The organism is Catenuloplanes japonicus (assembly GCF_000717135.1).
GTDB classification, from domain to species: Bacteria; Actinomycetota; Actinomycetes; order Mycobacteriales; family Micromonosporaceae; genus Catenuloplanes; species Catenuloplanes japonicus.
This window is the reverse complement of the sequence record NZ_JNXY01000016.1, coordinates 295,809-312,036: the sequence shown is the minus strand read 5'-3', so window position 1 is coordinate 312,036 and position 16,228 is coordinate 295,809. Positions and strand designations below refer to the sequence as shown.

Annotated in this window: 14 protein-coding genes; 6 read left to right on the top strand and 8 right to left on the bottom strand. The window is 71.8% G+C overall.

Annotation, left to right across the window (positions count from 1 at the left end; genetic code table 11):
• Positions 1-4: 4 nt before the first annotated feature.
• Positions 5-1,165, top strand: a complete 1,161-nt coding sequence (gene sucC, locus OP04_RS23345; protein ID WP_033341884.1) for an ADP-forming succinate--CoA ligase subunit beta — start codon at positions 5-7, stop codon at positions 1,163-1,165.
• 1 nt (position 1,166) lies between these two features.
• Positions 1,167-2,033 (top strand): succinate--CoA ligase subunit alpha, encoded by an 867-nt coding sequence (gene sucD / locus OP04_RS23340; RefSeq protein ID WP_033341883.1) that lies wholly within the window; start codon positions 1,167-1,169, stop codon positions 2,031-2,033.
• 38 nt (positions 2,034-2,071) lie between these two features.
• Here sucD and OP04_RS23335 read toward each other — a convergent pair whose 3' ends face one another.
• Entirely contained in the window at positions 2,072-2,695 is a 624-nt protein-coding gene (locus tag OP04_RS23335; protein ID WP_033341882.1) for a TetR/AcrR family transcriptional regulator, read from the bottom strand.
• 60 nt (positions 2,696-2,755) lie between these two features.
• On the opposite strand from OP04_RS23335, the gene OP04_RS23330 reads away from it, so the two are divergent.
• Positions 2,756-4,147: an FAD-dependent monooxygenase gene (locus OP04_RS23330; RefSeq protein ID WP_033341979.1), complete on the top strand. Its 1,392-nt coding sequence runs from the start codon at positions 2,756-2,758 to the stop codon at positions 4,145-4,147.
• Positions 4,148-4,402: 255 nt separating this feature from the next.
• Here OP04_RS23330 and OP04_RS50010 read toward each other — a convergent pair whose 3' ends face one another.
• A complete protein-coding gene (locus OP04_RS50010; protein ID WP_085066691.1) occupies positions 4,403-5,626 on the bottom strand; it encodes an EAL domain-containing response regulator in 1,224 nt (407 codons plus the stop codon).
• Entirely contained in the window at positions 5,623-6,990 is a 1,368-nt protein-coding gene (locus OP04_RS50005) for a sensor histidine kinase (protein ID WP_051798738.1), read from the bottom strand. Before OP04_RS50005 ends, OP04_RS50010 begins: the two co-directional genes overlap by 4 nt.
• A 107-nt stretch (positions 6,991-7,097) precedes the next feature.
• Here OP04_RS50005 and OP04_RS50000 point away from each other — a divergent pair, with 107 nt between their 5' ends.
• Both OP04_RS50000 and OP04_RS23310 read left to right on the top strand, forming a co-directional pair.
• Positions 7,098-8,237 (top strand): response regulator, encoded by a 1,140-nt coding sequence (locus OP04_RS50000; RefSeq protein WP_157240212.1) that lies wholly within the window; start codon positions 7,098-7,100, stop codon positions 8,235-8,237.
• 57 nt (positions 8,238-8,294) lie between these two features.
• Positions 8,295-9,584 (top strand): MFS transporter, encoded by a 1,290-nt coding sequence (locus OP04_RS23310; RefSeq protein ID WP_033341881.1) that lies wholly within the window; start codon positions 8,295-8,297, stop codon positions 9,582-9,584.
• Positions 9,585-10,063: 479 nt separating this feature from the next.
• Here the strand turns inward: OP04_RS23310 and OP04_RS23305 are convergent, their stop codons facing one another.
• Both OP04_RS23305 and OP04_RS23300 read right to left on the bottom strand, forming a co-directional pair.
• Positions 10,064-10,675, bottom strand: coding sequence for an MOSC domain-containing protein (locus OP04_RS23305; protein ID WP_232323707.1), 612 nt, complete (start codon positions 10,673-10,675; stop codon positions 10,064-10,066).
• 97 nt (positions 10,676-10,772) lie between these two features.
• The gene (locus OP04_RS23300) at positions 10,773-11,525 is read right to left on the bottom strand and encodes an ROK family protein (RefSeq protein WP_033341879.1); all 753 of its coding nucleotides are present in this window, start codon (positions 11,523-11,525) and stop codon (positions 10,773-10,775) included.
• 53 nt (positions 11,526-11,578) lie between these two features.
• Here OP04_RS23300 and OP04_RS23295 point away from each other — a divergent pair, with 53 nt between their 5' ends.
• Entirely contained in the window at positions 11,579-12,235 is a 657-nt protein-coding gene (locus tag OP04_RS23295) for an HAD family hydrolase (RefSeq protein ID WP_033341878.1), read from the top strand.
• A gap of 229 nt (positions 12,236-12,464) precedes the next feature.
• Here the strand turns inward: OP04_RS23295 and OP04_RS23290 are convergent, their stop codons facing one another.
• From OP04_RS23290 to OP04_RS23280, 3 genes are all read right to left on the bottom strand, one after another.
• The gene (locus OP04_RS23290) at positions 12,465-13,790 is read right to left on the bottom strand and encodes a glycoside hydrolase family 6 protein (protein ID WP_033341877.1); all 1,326 of its coding nucleotides are present in this window, start codon (positions 13,788-13,790) and stop codon (positions 12,465-12,467) included.
• Positions 13,791-13,941: 151 nt separating this feature from the next.
• Positions 13,942-14,691 carry a VOC family protein gene (locus tag OP04_RS23285; protein WP_033341876.1) on the bottom strand — a complete coding sequence of 250 codons (750 nt, stop codon included), beginning with the start codon at positions 14,689-14,691 and terminating at the stop codon, positions 13,942-13,944.
• 219 nt (positions 14,692-14,910) lie between these two features.
• Complete coding sequence (locus OP04_RS23280) at positions 14,911-16,227, bottom strand: cation:proton antiporter (RefSeq protein WP_051798733.1); 1,317 nt, start codon at positions 16,225-16,227, stop codon at positions 14,911-14,913.
• Between the last annotated feature and the right edge of the window lies 1 nt (position 16,228).

Sequence of the window (16,228 nt, the reverse complement as noted above, 5' to 3'; positions counted from 1 at the left end):
GCGCATGGACCTGTTCGAACACCAGGCACACGATCTGTTCGCACTGCACGACATCCCGACCGGCCGCCGCCGCGTGGCGCTCACCCCGGCGGAGGCCGCCGCGGCCGCCGCCGCGATCGGCGGGAAGGTGGTGATAAAAGCCCAGGTCAAAACCGGAGGCAGAGGCAAAGCAGGCGGGGTACGACTCGCGAGCTCGCCCGACGAGGCCGCGCACGCGGCCGAGCGGATCCTCGGCATGGACATCCACGGCCACACCGTCCACTCCGTCCTGGTCACGGACGCGAGCGAGATCGTCGCCGAGTACTACGTGGCGCTGCTGCTGGACCGCGCGGCCGGCGGCTTCCTGGCGCTGCTCTCCGGCGCCGGCGGCATGGACATCGAGTCGGCACCGCCGGAGCTTCTGGTGCGTGCGCCGCTCGACATCGACGGCGGGCTCACCGATGGGCTCGCGCTGTCCCTGTGCGCCGATGCGGGCCTGCCTTCGGAGGTCGCGCCGGTGCTGACCGCGCTCTGGCGGCTGCTGCGCGCGGAGGACGCCACGCTGGTGGAGATCAACCCGCTCGCGCTGCTGGCCGACGGCACGATCCGCGCGCTGGACGGCAAGATCACGCTGGACGACAACGCCTCGTTCCGGCACCCGCAGCACGCCGGGCTGGCCGCCGCCGCGCCCGCGGATCCGCGCGAGGCGGCCGCGGCCCGCAAGCACCTCAACTACGTGAAGCTGGACGGCAGCGTCGGCGTGATCGGCAACGGCGCCGGCCTGGTGATGAGCACGCTCGACGTGGTCGCGGCCGCCGGCGAGGCGCACGGCGGCGTCACCCCGGCGAACTTCCTGGACATCGGCGGCGGCGCGTCCGCCCGCGTGATGGCGGACAGCCTGGAGATCGTGCTCGCCGACCCGGACGTCACCGCGGTGCTGGTCAACGTGTTCGGCGGCATCACCGCCTGCGACGCGGTCGCGGACGGCATCCTCCAGGCGTACTGGCAGCTCACCGACGGCGGGGGACCGCTGCGCGCGCCACTGATCGTGCGGATGGACGGCAACAACGCGGAGAAGGGCCGCCGGATGCTCGTCGCCGCCGCGCTGCCCGGCGTGCTCACCGCGGAGACGATGGACGGCGCGGCGACGCTCGCCGCCGCCATGGCCCGGCAGGAGGCCCCCTGAGATGGCGATCTTCCTCACCGAACACAGCAGAATCCTGGTCCAGGGCATCACGGGTACGGAGGGCGCGCGCCACACCCGGCGCATGGTCGCGGCCGGCAGCACCGTGGTCGCGGGTGTGGTCCCGAACCGCGACGGCCAGCGCCTCGACGACATCCCGATCTTCGGTGACGTGGCCTCCGCCGTGGCCGCGACCGGCGCGGACGTGTCCGTGGTCTTCGTGCCGCCGCGCTTCGCCAAGGCCGCGGTGCTGGAGGCGGTGGACGCGAGCGTGCCGCTGACCGTGGTGGTCACCGAGGGCATCCCGGTACATGATTCGGTCGAGTTCGTGGCGCGGGCCCGTGCGGCCGGCGTCCGGATCATCGGGCCGAACTGTCCCGGGCTGATCTCACCCGGCCAGTCCAACGCCGGCATCATCCCGGCCGACATCGCCAAACGGGGCCGGATCGGGCTGGTCAGCAAGAGCGGCACGCTCACCTACCAGCTCATGCACGAGCTGCGCGACTTCGGCTTCACCAGCTGTGTCGGCATCGGTGGCGACCCGGTCGCGGGCACCTCGCACATCGACTGCCTGGCCGCGTTCGAGGCCGACCCGGAGACGGACGCGATCGTGCTGATCGGCGAGATCGGCGGCGACGCGGAGGAGCGCGCGGCCGCGTTCGTCCGGGACCACGTGACCAAGCCGGTGGTCGGCTACGTGGCCGGCTTCACCGCGCCGCCCGGCCGCACCATGGGCCACGCGGGCGCGATCGTCTCCGGCTCGTCCGGCACCGCGGCCGCGAAGAAGTCCGCGCTGGAGGCGGCCGGCGTGGCGGTCGGTACCACCCCCACCGAGACCGCGCAGCTCATGCGCGACCTCCTCGCTTCCTGATCCGCCCGCCCGTGATCCAGGCGTCGGTCACGCCTGGATCACGGGGTCAGGAGCGTGCGGCAGGCCGCGTCGTGCAGCCAGGTCTCGGCCTGGTCGAAGGTCCAGCCGCGGCTGGTGACCAGGCCGTACCAGGCGTCCGGGCCGAAGAAGAAGTAGAGCGAGTCGGTCAGCCGGTCGCCGGTCAGGTCCGGGCGCACGCCGTCGAGGTGCCGCAGATGGTCCGTGATGGCGGCGAAACCGCGCAGGCACTTGGCCACCGCGTCGTCCACCGCGAGCTGGGCCGCGGGCTCGCCGGGCGCCTGGTGGACCAGGCCGTGCAGGATGTCGTAGTGGTCCTCGTGGACGCGGCGCGAGCCGGTCGCGGTCAGCGCGAGCACGTGGCGCGGGTCGGTGGAGGCGCGCGCCTCCACGTTCGCCTCCGCGGCCTTGGTGTCGTCCATCAGCGGTTGCAGCAGCGCGGCCAGCACGCCCGCCTTCCCGCCGGCGCTGGCGTAGACGGTCTGCGTCGCCACCCGTGCGGCCTTGGCGATCTCCGGAACCGTGACCGCGGCGTACCCGTGCGTCATGAACAGCTCCCGGGCGGCGTCCAGGATGGCGGCGCGGGTGGCGGCGGCGGCGTCCTCCCGGCGTGGCGAGCGGTATCTGCTGGCTGGCGCGGTCATTCGTGCAGCATAACTCCGCTCGGTTGACCGTAGTGCTCTCTAATGAATAGTGTGTTCCTCATGGATAACGTGATCGTCGTAGGTGCGGGCCCGACCGGACTGTGGCTGGCGTGCGAGCTGAGGCTGGCCGGCGTCGAGGTGACGCTGATCGAGCGGACGTCGGGTCCGCGGCCGAACACGCGCGGGGTCGGCACTCACGCCCGCACGCTGGAGGTGCTGGCCATGCGCGGGCTGGCGGACGTGCCGCTGGCGAAGGGCCGCAAGGTCCCGCGCTGGCACTTCGGCATGCTCCCCAGCCTCGCCGACTACAGCACGCTCGACTCTCCGTATCAGTTCGTCGTGGCGTACCCGCAGAATGCGCTCGAAGAGCTCCTGGACGCGCGGGCCGTGGAACTGGGCGCGACGATTCTGCGCGGCACCACCGTCACCGGTCTGACCCAGAACCCCGAGGGGGTACGGGTGCGGCTCGCCGACGGCACCGAGCTCACCGCGTCGTGGGTGGTCGGCGCGGACGGCGCGGGCAGCACCGTGCGCAAGGCGGCCGGCATCGCGTTCCCGGGGACGGACACGACCTACTACGGCTACGTGGCGGACGTGACACTGACCGGCCCGCCGCCCCCGCCCGCGATCGCCTCGCAGGTCGGCGCGCTGATCACCGCGCCGCTGCCCAGCGGCGGGTTCCGGGTGAGCGGGTTCGACCCGCACGACCAGCACCCGGAGCAGGAGATGACGCTTGCGCGGGTGAGCGCGTCCGCGAACCGCGCCGCCGGCCGTGACCTGGGCATCACCGACCCGATCTGGATCTCCCAGTTCGGCAACGCGACGCGGCGGGCCGCCGAGTACCGGTCCGGGCGGGTCTTCGTGGCCGGCGACGCCGCGCACATGCACCCGCCGACCGGCGGCGTCGGCCTCAACGTCGGCCTGCAGGACGCGCACAACCTCGGCTGGAAGCTCGCGGCCGTGGCGACCGGCCGCGCGCCGGAGTCGCTGCTGGACACCTACCACGACGAGCGCGCGCCGGTCGGGGACGCGGTGCTGGCGAACACGCGGGCGCAGAGCGCGCTGGTCAACGGCTTCACGCCGGAGATGCAGGCGTTGCGCGCGCACCTGTCCGGCCTGATCGACAGGCACCCGGCGGTCGCGGCGGACCTGGCGTTCTCGGTCTCCGGGCTGGATGTCGCCTACCCGTCGCCGGACCCGGCCGCGCACCCGCTGACCGGGCGGCGCTTCGGTGACGCGGCCGCGTTCCCGCTGTTCGTGGACGGCCGGCCGGTGCTGGTGCGCTACCCGTCCGCACCGCCGGTGGACGGCGCCTACGACTCGGAGTCCACATTGGAGGATCTGGCCTACGCGGTGATCCGGCCGGACGGTTACATCGGCTGGGCCACGACGGACCCGGACCCGGCGGCGGCGCTCGCCGCGTTCAAGGCATTCCCGGCCGACCACCGCTGATCCCGCGGGCGCACCACGCTCGCCGCGCGCAGGTCCCATCCGTGATCGGGCCCGTCTCTCATGTCGTCAGAAGGACATGAGAGACGGGCCGATCATGACAAGGGCGCGGCCGGCCCGCCCCCAAACCGCGGGCCGGACGCCCCGCCATTGTGCCGTGCCCGCGCCCGGCCTTCCACGGCCATCCGGCTCTGTGTTTCGGCGGCCTCCGGCTCTGTGTTTCCGCGGCCTCCGGCCCTGTGTTTCCGCGGCCCGGCCTTAGGCGCCGACCAGCAGGGAGAGCAGTTCCCCGGCCTCGACCGGGCTCCCGTACCGGTATCCCTGCCCCAGGTCGCATCCGCGTTCCCGGCAGAGATCCCGCTGCTGGTCCGTCTCGATGCCCTCGGCCACCGCGCGGATCCCCAGGTCGTGCGCGGTGGCCACGATCTGCGAGAACAGCACGCCGCTGTGCTGCTCGTCCGTCGGCAGCAGCGCGGTCAGGTGCCGGCGGATCTTCGCCACGGCCAGCGGCAGCCGTTCCGCCGCGTCCCGCAGCAGCGCCGCGTCGGTGAACCCGCACAGCGCCAGCCGCATCCCGCGGTCGCACAGCCGCCGGAGCGAGGCCTGCGGCAGCTTCTCGGACAGCGCGGCCCCGTGGTCGATCTCCAGCGTCACCCGCGACGCGTCGAAGCCGCTCAGCGTCAGCGCCTGCTGCAGGTCGTCGGCGAGCTGCGGGTCGCGCAGCTGGGACTCGGACAGGTTGATGTGCACGCGCAGCGACTCGGTCGCGGCCAGCGCGGGCCAGGACGCGACCTCCTGGCAGGCCGCGGACATCACCCACCGCCCGAGCGGCCGGATCAGCCCGCTGGACTCGGCCGCGTGGATGAACCGGGAGGCCGGCACCAGCCCCGCGTGCGCCGGCGTCCACCGGACCAGCGCCTCGACGCCGATCACGCGCTCGCTGGCCAGGTCCACGATCGGCTGGTAGCGCAGGTGGAACTCGCCGTTGCGCAGCGCGTCCACCAGCTCGGCGGCCAGCGCGTCGCCGGCCGGCACGGTCGGGTCGAGCGCGGAGTCGAGCACGCGCCGGTCGGTCAGCACCGCGGCCAGCGCGGACTCCTCGTCCCGGGCCGCCTGGTAGCGGACCACCGCCTCCTGCAGGCAGCGGTCCAGCACCTCCGGCGGGCAGGGCTTGTTGAGGAACCGGAAGATCTGCCCGTCGTTGATGGCCCGGATCGCGGCGGACGGCTCGGTCTGGCCGGTCAGCAGCACACGCGTGGTGAGCGGCGCGGACGTCCGGACGCGGGAGAGGAACGTGGCGCCGTCCATGCCCGGCATCCGCATGTCACTGATCACCACCGCGAACGGCCCCTGCTCGGTGATCGTGGCCAGGCCGCGCTCGCCGCCGTCCGCGACCGTCACCTCGTACCGGCTGTGCAGCTGGCGGCGGAGCCCGGAGAGGATCTTCGCGTCGTCGTCCACGAGCAGCACCCTCGGCTTCACGCCGGGACCGCCACACCGACCGGCAGCGCGATGATGAACCGCGCGCCCTCGTCCGGCGCGGACTCGACGCGGATCGCGCCGCCGTGCTTCTGGACGACGCTGCTGTAGACCATGCTCAGGCCCTGGCCGGTGCCCTTGCCGACGCCCTTGGTCGTGAAGAACGGGTCGAAGATCCGGGCCTGGACCGCGTCGGACATGCCGATGCCGTCGTCGGCCACGGAGATCTCCACGCGGTCGTCGTACCGCCGGGTGCTGATCTGGATCTTTCCGAGCGGCGCGTCCGAGGCCTGCTGGCGCCGGGACTCGATCGCGTGCGCCGCGTTGACGATGAGGTTCAGCACGACCTGCTTGAGCTCACCCTCGTAACACGGGACCTGGCCGACGTCGGGGTGGAGATCAAGGTGCAGTAAGGCATGATATTTCCACTCATTGCGGGCGACCTGTACCGTGCTCTCCACCGCGCGGTTGATGTCGGTGTCGCGGCGGCCCTGCCCGGGGTGGGAGAAGTCCTTCATGGCGCGGACGATCTGCGCGACGCGCTCCAGCCCTTCGAGGGACTCGGAGACCGCGCCGGGGATCTCGTCGATCAGGAAGTCGAGGTCGATGGTGCCGAGCGCGTCCCGCAGCCCGGCCATCGCCTCGGCCGGGTCCGGGTTGTCCGCCTCGCACACGTCGCTGACGCGTTTGACCAGCGCGAGGATGCTGGCGAACGACTCCGCGACGAACCGCGTGTTGTCCGAGACGAACTGGATCGGCGTGTTGATCTCGTGCGCGATGCCGGCCGCGAGCTGCCCGATCGCCTCCAGCCGGTTCGCCTGGTTGAGCTGCCGTTCCAGCTCGCTGACCCGGGTGACGTCCGCGCCGACGCCGATCAGGCCCTCGATCTCGCCGGCGGCGCCGAGCTGGGGCAGCACGCTGAGCAGCAGGCTGCGGGACGGACCGTCCGCGGGCGCGATGGTCACCTGCTGGTCGACGACCGGGCGGCCGGTCGCGATGACCTGCGCCTCGACCTCGGGCAGCACGCGGGACAGCTCGTCCGCGACCGGCAGCTCCGCCTCGGTACGCCCGAGCACGTCGACGCCGTGCGGGATGCCGCGCATGGCCAGGAACGCCGCGTTGTGCCCGTGGTAGCAGCCGGCGAAGTCCTTCCAGTACGTGAGCTGCGGGATCGACGAGATCACGCCGTCCAGCAGCGCCTTCTCCGTGCTGAGCTCCTGGGCCAGCGCCTCGGAGCGCTCGATCGCGGTCAGCAGCGTGCGGTCGGCCTCGCGGTCCTCCGCGGTGCGGGTCAGCGATCGGATCGTGGCCCGCTGCTGGTCGACGGTGCGCAGCAGGTCCTCGTAGGAGGGCCGGGAGTCGGACATGTCGCTCTTCCCATGCCGTAGTACGCCAACACCTGCCCATCGGCGTCCGCCCGCGCGACCTGAGCGGTTTCCCACTCACCCGATTTATCCGGATTTATAGTTAGAAGGTGAACCAGCGGATTCTCATGGTCGATGACGAGCAGCGCATCCTGGAAGCGTTCCGCCGCAGTCTGCACGGCCGGTACGAGCTGGACACCGCGAACTCCGGGGCGGAGGCCCTGGCCAAGGCCCGCACCACCGCCCGCCCGTACGCCGTGGTCGTCTCCGACATGCGCATGCCCGGCATGAGCGGCGCGGAGTTCCTGGCCGGTCTGCGCGCGGTCTCGGCCGACACCGTGCAGATCATCCTCAGCGGCCAGGCCGACCTGGCCGACGCGATCCGGGCGGTCAACGACGGCAACCTGTTCCGCTTCCTCACCAAGCCGTGCGAGCCGGCCGAGCTGGCCCGCGCGCTGGACGCCGCGCTGGAGCAGCATCGCCTGGTCATGAGCGAGCGTGAGCTGCTGGAACGCACGCTCGACGGCGCCGTGAAGGTGCTCACCGAGCTGATGGCCGCGGCCCACCCGGTCGCGGCCGCGCGCACCGGGACCGTGAAGGCGCTCACCGACGCGGCCATCTCCGTGCTGCACCCGAAGGACACCTGGGAGCTGCGGATCGCGGCCATGCTCGGCCAGGTCGGCCTGATGGCGGTCCCGGCCGAGGTGATCGCGAACGTGGTCGGCACGCACACCGAGGACGTCGACCCGGAGGCGCTCGCCATGTACCGCGGGCACCCGGCGCTGTCCCGCGAGCTGATCGGCCGCATCCCCCGGCTGGAGCGCGTCGCGGCCTGGGTCGCGTCCCAACCGGTCACGCTCGCGGAGGCGCAGGCACCGACGCCGGCCGCGACCGAGGAGTCCGGCGGCGCCGCGAAGCAGATCTACGAGACCGTGACCGCGTTCGTGGTGGCGGTCGAGTCCGGCCTGACGCCCGGTCGCGCCGTGGTGGAGCTGGCGAAGAACCCGCGCTACCCGGCCACGATGCTGGACGCGGCGGTCCGGGCGTACATGTCCGACGACCTGCGCCGCCCGCGCCAGGTCAAGGGCAAGGAACTGGTCGTCGGCATGATGATGAACCAGGACGTGGTGACCCGGACCGGCATGACGCTGGTCCGCTCCGGCGAGGTGCTCACCGAGTCGACCGCGATTCGGCTGCGGCACTTCGCGGAGGGCGTGGGCGTGGTCGAGCCCATCAACGTCCTGGCCTGATCCGGGCGGCGTACCGCATACTGTATGCAGTCTGCCGCCTCTGCATCGGGAGGGTCCATGACCACCCGCGAGATCCGAGACCTCTACGGCCGCCACTACCGCGTCGGCGAAACCGACGTGGAACTGCTCGGCCGCCCTCGTTCCGTGCTGCTCGCCGCAGCCTGCGCGGCCATGGCCGCAGCCGGCGTGCTGCAGTACGGTTTCGCCGCCGCGCTGTCCTCGCTCGACACCACGTTTCCGCACACCGGGGCGCTGCCGGCACTCGCGGTCTGGGTCGCCTGCCAGGCCGGTGCGGCGCCGCTCGCGGCCTGGCTCTACCGCAGGCTGCCCAGCTCACTCGCGTTTCCGCTGTTCAGTGCCGCGGTGCTCTGCGGGCTCGCACTGCTCACCCTCGCGTTCGCATCACAGATCCAGATCCTCGTCATGGGGTACGGGGTGCTGGGCGGACTCGGTGCCGGGCTGACCTATCTCACCTGTGTGGCGGTGGTGGCGGAGTGGTACCCGGAACGCACCGCCGCCCGGACCGGGCTGGTCAGCGCCGCGTTCGCGCTCGGCTCGGTTCCGGTCGCCCTGCTGATCGCGTTCGTCGACCGGGCCGTGCTGTTCACGGTTGCGGCAGTGGTGGTCCCTGGCGTGCTGGCCGGGGCCGCCGTGCTGCTGCGCAAACCGCCGCGGCACTGGTGGCCGGCGGCGCTCGACCCGCACCGGTGGGCGGTCGATCGCGTGCTGAATCCGAGCATTCCGCGGAACATCCCGGCTGTGCGGTCCTGGACGACGGGTGCGGCCGCCCGCAGCGCGGCGCTGCCGGCGATCTGTCTGGTGGTGGTGCTGACGTCGGGCCTGGCGCTCTTCGACCTGGCCTACCTCGGTGGGTACGGAGCCGCGCTCCCGATCGCGGCGCTCGCCGCGGCGGCAGGGCTCGGGCGTGCGTTCACCGGGACGCTCTCGGACCGGCTCGGCCGTCGGCGCACGCTCGGGGTAGCGCTCGCGCTCGGCGGGGTGGCCCAGTTCGGGCTGCTTGCGGCCGTGCACGCCGGTTCGACGCCGGGGGCGGTGCTGTGTGGCGCGCTGGCGGGGGCGGGGGTCGGTACCGGCTACTCGCTGCTGGTCACCCTGGTGCGCGACTTCTTCGGCGGTGATGCGCTCATTCCGACGTATGGGATCGCCTATGCGGGGAAGGCGTTCGGCGGGGTGGCGGGAGTGGTGCCGGCGGCGGTGCTGCTGCATGCGGAACCGCATACGGCGCTGGTCACGGCGGCGGCAGGGGTGGTCGGGCTGTGCACGGCTGCGCTGACGCTCGCCCTGCGCCAGCCTGGCCGGCCGGCGACGATTCCTTCGGGGGGTTGAGGGCGGGGCGGGTTCACTGAGTACCTGGCACCTCCGGGCGACGCCTCGCGGGCGCGACAATTCTTCGGTGTTGGTTCGCGGTGGGGGCCTATCTCCGGCCAGTTTCCGGCTTTCCGGGTTCTGTCCGGACGCGGCCAAGGTGCGGTCATCGAGCGCTGCCGCGCCCGAAATTTCATGTTATCGGTCGCGTTGGGCGGTCTGGTTGCTGTTTTGCCTCCGGCGGGAGCGCTCCGGCTCCGGGGCGGGATCCAAGACCTTTCAGCTGCGCCGCACTCTGATCCGTGGCTGGGTTTCGGGCGGTCACCTTTGTGGGGCCTGCGCATAAAGAACAAAAGCCCCGCCTTCGGCGGAGCGGTGAGGTGGCTCAAGATCCTTGCATACGCCACCGCTGCTACTCGGCCGGAATAACAGCGGTGGCGTATGCATCGATCTTGGATCCCGGATATTGGAAGGGTTCTCTCGGGATGCGGAGGGCGGGGTCAGGCGGGGGTGCGGGAGGCGTACGCGCGGGCGTCGGCGAGCGTCTTCTCCGGAAGTGCGGGGGCGTCCAGCAGGCGGGGGAGGAGGGCGCGTTCGAGGGTCATGGCGCGGAAGGCCAGGGCGATGGTGATGTCGTGGGTGGGGCGGTGGGTGATGGTGATCTCGTCGCCGGCGCGGATGGTGCCGGGGGTGAGGACGCGGAGGTAGGCGCCGGGGAGGGCGGCCTGGGTGAAGGTCTTTACCCAGCTGGGGAGGTCCATCCAGCGGGCGAAGGTGGCGCAGGGGATGCGGGGGACGGAGACCTCCAGGAGGAGGTCGGGGCCGATGCGCCAGCGTTCGCCGATCAGGGCGCCGGTGACGTCGATGCCGCGGGTGGTGAGATTTTCGCCGAAGGTGCCGTGGGGGAGGTCGCGGGACAGTTCGGCGGACCAGTGGTCCAGGTCCTCGCGGGCGTAGGCGTAGACGGCCTGGTCGTCGCCGCCGTGGTGGCGGCGGTCGAAGATCTCGTCGCCGGTGACGCCGCTGCCGAGGCCGGTGGCGCGGTCGCCGGGGGCGCGGACCTGGACCGGGGCGTCGGTGGGGCGTTTGTCGATGCCGGTCTTGCGGAGCATGGCACCGTCACGTCGGGGTACGGCGAGGTTCACGGAGAGCACATGAGCAGCCACCGGCGCATGGTACATGCTCGCCGTACCCCTGGATGATCTTGATTTAGTGGACTCGCAGGGACCAGGCGCGGACGCCGCCGACGATGCCGGCGGTGTTCGGGACGATGACGACGTCGTCGCCCATCCGCAGGAGCTGCTCGGGGATGATTCTGCGGGAGTTGCCGCCGCCGATGTAGAGGCGGTCCCACAGGAAGACGGGGCGCAGGCCCTCGACCACGCGCGCGACCCGCCGCGACCAGAACGAATCGCCCAGGCGGCGGCGCTCGTGCTCGCCGATGTAGGTGTCGTAGGACATGCCCCAGCGCACGGGGGCCTGGGAGAACTCCAGGTGCGGGGCCAGGCGGCCGCCGTCGAAGAGGGCGCAGCCGAGGCCGGTGCCGAGCGTGAGGACCAGTTCCAGACCGGTGCCGGCCACGACGCCGGCGCCGTGCACCTCGGCGTCGTTCAGGACCAGCGTGGGGGCGTCGAAGGCGGCGCCGAGCGCGGAGCGGGCGTCGAAGTTCGCCCAGGCCCTGGCCAGCTCGGGGTCGATGCGGGTGCGCGGCCCGGCCCTGGTGATGTAGTGCGGGGTCGCGACGACCACGCCGTGCCGGATCATGCCGGGCATCCCCACCGTCACCCGGTCCGCGGGCGGGAGCTGGTGGCTCAGCTCCACCAGCGTCTTCACAAAAAGATCAGGCGGCAGGGGGTACGGGGTGGGGACGCGGAGCGGTTGAGCCCGCATCGTGCCGGACTCGTCCAGCACCGAAGCCTTGATACCACCGCCACCGCAGTCGATCGCCAGGGTCGTATGCACGTCGCCTAGTGTGCCAAGCCTTCTTCGCGTCCGCGCTCTGGCAGTCTGTATTGATGATCCAAGCGGTGGTTTTCGACCTCGACGGCGTGCTGATCGACACCGAACCGGTGTGGGAGGAGGTGCGCCGCGGCCTGGTCGCGGAGTCCGGCGGCACCTGGGCACCGGACGCGCAGCAGCGCCTGATGGGCATGAGCACCGGCGAGTGGTCGCGTTACCTGGCCGAGGATCTGGGCGTGGGCGGTACGCCGGAGGAGGTAGCGGCCGAGGTGCTGCGGCGGATGGCGTCCCGCTACGAGACCGCGCTGCCGCTGATCCCGGGCGCGGTGGAGGCGGTGCGGCGGATCGGCGCGGAGTACCGGCTGGCGGTGGCCAGTTCGTCCGCGCGGGTGCTGATCGACCACGTGCTGGCCGCGGCGGAGATCACATCGCTGTTCGAGGCCACGGTCTCGACGGAGGAGGTGCCGCGCGGGAAACCGGCACCGGACGCGTACGAGACCGCGGCCGGGCGGCTCGGACTGCCGGTGGCGGTGTGCGCGGCGGTGGAGGACTCGTCGAACGGGCTGCGCAGCGCGTCGACGGCCGGGCTGGCGGTGGTGGCGATCCCGCAGCCGGCATATCCGCCGGCGGAGGACGCGCTGGCGCTGGCGGACCGGGTGCTGGAGTCGCTGGCCGAGCTGACGCCGGAGTTGATCGCGTCGCTCCGCGACTGAGTGGCGCGTCGCTCCGCGACTGAGTGGCGCGTCGCTCCGCGACTGAGTGGCGCGGTGCTCCGCGACTGAGTGGCGCGGTGCTCCGCGACTGACGCCCCGCCCCGGCGATGGGTGCTGTGGCCGGATCCGGTGCTGTCGGGGCGTACCGGATGCGGCTTTTGATCGTGGTTTTCGTCGGGCGCCGGCCGAGGGGCGATTCCCGGCCGGCGCCCGGTATCCACACCGGGTTCTACGCGGGGGACGACGTGCAGGCCGTGCCGTTGAGCGTGAACGCGGCCGGTGCGGGGTTGGTGCCGGTGTAGGTCGCCTGGAAGCCGGTGCTGACCGTGCCGCCGGACGGGATCGCGCCGTTCCAGGACACGTTGGCCGCGGTCAGCGTGGTGCCGCTCTGCGTCCAGGTGCCGTTCCAGCCGTTGGAGAGCGTGACCGAGCCGCCGACCGTGAAGGCCACGCGCCAGGAGCTGACCGCGGGGCCGTTGTTGGTGATCCGCAGGTCGGTGGTGAAGCCGGTCGACCACTGGTTGAGCGTGTACGTGATCGTGCAGGTGCTGGGGCCGGGCGTGGTGGGACCCGGCGTGGGGGAGCCGGTCGGCGTGACCACCGGGCCGGCCGCGATCGCCAGGTCGTAGGCGCGCTGGGGGACGAACTGGCCGGCGGACGCGATGCAGCCGTCCGCCTCGCCGGGCAGCTTGACCCACAGGTAGGCGTCCAGGATCGGGTCCTCGACCGCGTTCGTGGACGGGATGCCGATCGCGCGGCCGGCCGGGTCGCACCACTCGCTGCCCGCGGGGCCGTTGCCGTTGCGGCTGGTGTCGATGACGCCCTTGAGCGAGGAGTCGCCGGTCGCCGCGATCACGGACTTGATGTACGGAATGGACTCCGCATTTGTCCGATAATTCGAGACATTGACGGAAATGCCGTCGGCGCTGTTGGCGATGTCCGCGCGGACCAGGCGGGCGGCCATCTCCGAGGGGGCCAGCCAGGCCGAGTGCGCGGCGTCGAAGTAGACCTTGGCCTGCGCGGACGCGGTCTTGAAGGCCTTCCCGGCGTACGCCATCGACGCGTAGACCTCGGCCTGCTGTGCCGCGGTCTGGCAGCTGGTCATCTGCGCCAGCACGTCCGGCTCCAGGACGATCGCGGCGGCGCGGCCCCGCAGGCCGGCCGCGACCTGGTCCACCCACGCGCGGTAGGCGGTGTGGTTCGGCAGGCCGCCGGAGCTGGCGCCGCTGCAGTCCCGGTTCGGGATGTTGTAGACGACCAGGATCGGGATCTTCCCGGCGGCCGCGGCCGCGCCCACGAACGCGTCGACCTGGCCGGCGACCGTGCCGGGGTTGTTCTGCGTGAACCAGCGGCCCTGCGGCACGCTCGCGATCCGGTCGCGGATGACGGCGGCGCGGGAGTCGTTCGGGTTGGCGGCGGCCCATGTCGCGGCGTTGGTGGCCGGGTCGACGTAGTAGGGCGATTCGGCGGCGGACGCGGACGACGTCTGCAGCGCGATCGTGGCCGCGACGGCTGCCGTGACCGCGACCACGGCCAGCACGGATCTGGGGCGCATGGATGCTCCTCGAAGGCGGTGGGAGTCGAGATCGACGGGAGCGCTCCCATGACCGTACATATCAAAGTGCATCAATGCCAGAGGTACGCGAAAAGTCCGCCCGCCCCGGCGGTGCAGCGCGGGGGTGGGCGGACTGATGGTGGAGTGGGGGTCAGGCGTGCAGTTCCGGCAGGAAGCTGATGACGCCGAACTCGGCGCCGGACGGGTCCGCCAGGATCGCGTAGGCGCCCATGGTCGCCGCCCGCATGCCGGCCACCACGGAACCGCCGAGCGCCACGCAGCGGCCCGCGGTCGTGGCCACGTCCTCCGCCTCGAAGCAGGTCAGCCAGCGGGCTGCGCCCTCGGTGGTGCGCATGCCCGCGACGGTGCGCGCGCTGCTGGTGACGAACTCGGAGTACTGCACGCCGGGCGTGTACTCCATGTTCTGCTCGGCCCAGTGGAAGATCTTGCCGTAGAAGGAGGAGATCGTCTCTGGATTGGGCGAGCTGAGCTCGAACCAGCAGGACGCGCCGGGCTCCTCGTTGATCTGCGCGCCGCCGAACGTGCTCTTCTTCTCGAACGCGCCGAAGACCGCGCCGTCCGGGTCGGTGAAGAGCGCGCCCAGGCCGCCGTTCGGCATCTCGTGGGCGGGGCGGAGCACGGTGCCGCCCGCGTCCGCCACCAGAACCGCCGTGGCCTCGATGTCCTCGACCGCCACGTACGTCGCCCACGTGCTTCCGGTCACGCCGGGGGTGCTGTCCACGTCGGACAGCCCGGCGGCGGCCAGGTCGCGCAGGCGGAACGTGCGGTCGTCCGTCTTCCAGCCGAAGAGCTCGCCGTAGAACGCTGTAGCGTCGGCGGGTTCCTCTCCGATGAGTTCCGCCCAGCACGGGGTGCCCTCTGGGTAGCCTCTGACTCGCACCGCCAACCTCCTTCTTGCGTTACTCTGCGTAATCTTTTGTGCATGAATCTTGTGAAGTCATCGGTCGGTCCGAGGCACTCAATGTCCACAGTGACGGATTGCGCACAGTGGTCACGTCGTCGTGTCAACGGCTCCGGTTGATGTCTACCTTACGTGCTACCTACACGCAGAGCTACAGAAGTTGGGTCTGAAATCGGTCACCTCACACGAGAAAGCGCCTTAAGGCTCACTTGGAGTTACGTGTAGGGTGCATCGAGTACTTTCGTGATCGCACGCGTCACCTGCACGTTCCGGCTGCACGTGCGAGCGCTCGTGCATTTGATCGAGCTTTGCCATCGTCGGTGTGGCCGCTACACCGTGTAGCACTACGGAGATGATGACGACCAGACCGGCGGTTGCCCAGAGCGACGACGCGCCGGGGATCTCCGCGTGGCCCATGGCATACGCGAGGTAGTAGAACGTCCCCACGCCGCGGATGCCGAACAGGCCCACCACCCAGTGCTCCGCCCGCCGGCCCGGCGCGCCGATCAGCGACAACCGACCGGCCAGCGGACGGATCACGAACACCAGCGCCAGCCCCACGGCCACCGCGCCCCAGGTCAGCGGCTCCAGCAGGCCGTCGACCACGGCACCACCCAGCAGCAGCAACAGCAGCACGGTCAGCAGCCGCTCCACCTGCTCGGAGAAGTCGTGCAGCACCTGGTGGTACTCGTGGCCGTGCTCCGCGTTCCGGATCGTGTGCGCGGCCACGAAGACGGCGAGAAAGCCGTAGCCGCCGATCAGCTCCACCGCGCCGTACGCCAGGAACGTCGCGGCCAGCGCCATCAGGCCCTCCGCGTGCGTGGCCGGGCGTACCCGCTCCGGCAGGGCCCGGAAGAACAGCCTCCCCAGCACCCAGCCGATCCCGGCGCCGCCCGCGACCCCGGCGAAGACCCGCCAGCCGACCTCGACCAGCGCCCACTCGCCGACGGACGCCCAGGTCAGGCCGGACAACGCGACCAGCGCCAGCGCCACGAACGGGAACGCCAGGCCGTCGTTCAGCCCGGCCTCCGCGGTCAGCGAGAACCGGACCTCGTCCTCCGAGTCCTCCTCGTCCGTCGGCTCGCCGACCTGCACCTCCGCGGCCAGCACCGGATCGGTCGGCGCGAGCGCGGCGCCGAGCAGCAGCGCCGCGGCCGGCACCAGACCGGCCCACGCCCAGCCCAGGAACGCCACGGCCGCGATCGTGAGCGGCATCGCCACCACCAGCAGCCGCCACGCCGCGGACCAGCGCCGCCGGCCGAGCGGGCGGTCGATCTTCAGGCCCGCACCCATCAGCGCCACGATCACGCCGACCTCGGTCAGGTGCTTGGTCAGCTCCGGATGTGCGAGCGGGTCCAGGTCCGGCAGCGGCGACGGCACCGCGAACACCACCATGCCCAGGCCCAGGAACGCTATCGGCATCGAGAACGGGCGGCGCTCCACCAGGCGCGGCAGCACGCCGGCCAGCAGCGCGGCGGCCCCGAACAGTGCGAACGCGATATCGGCGGTCTCCATC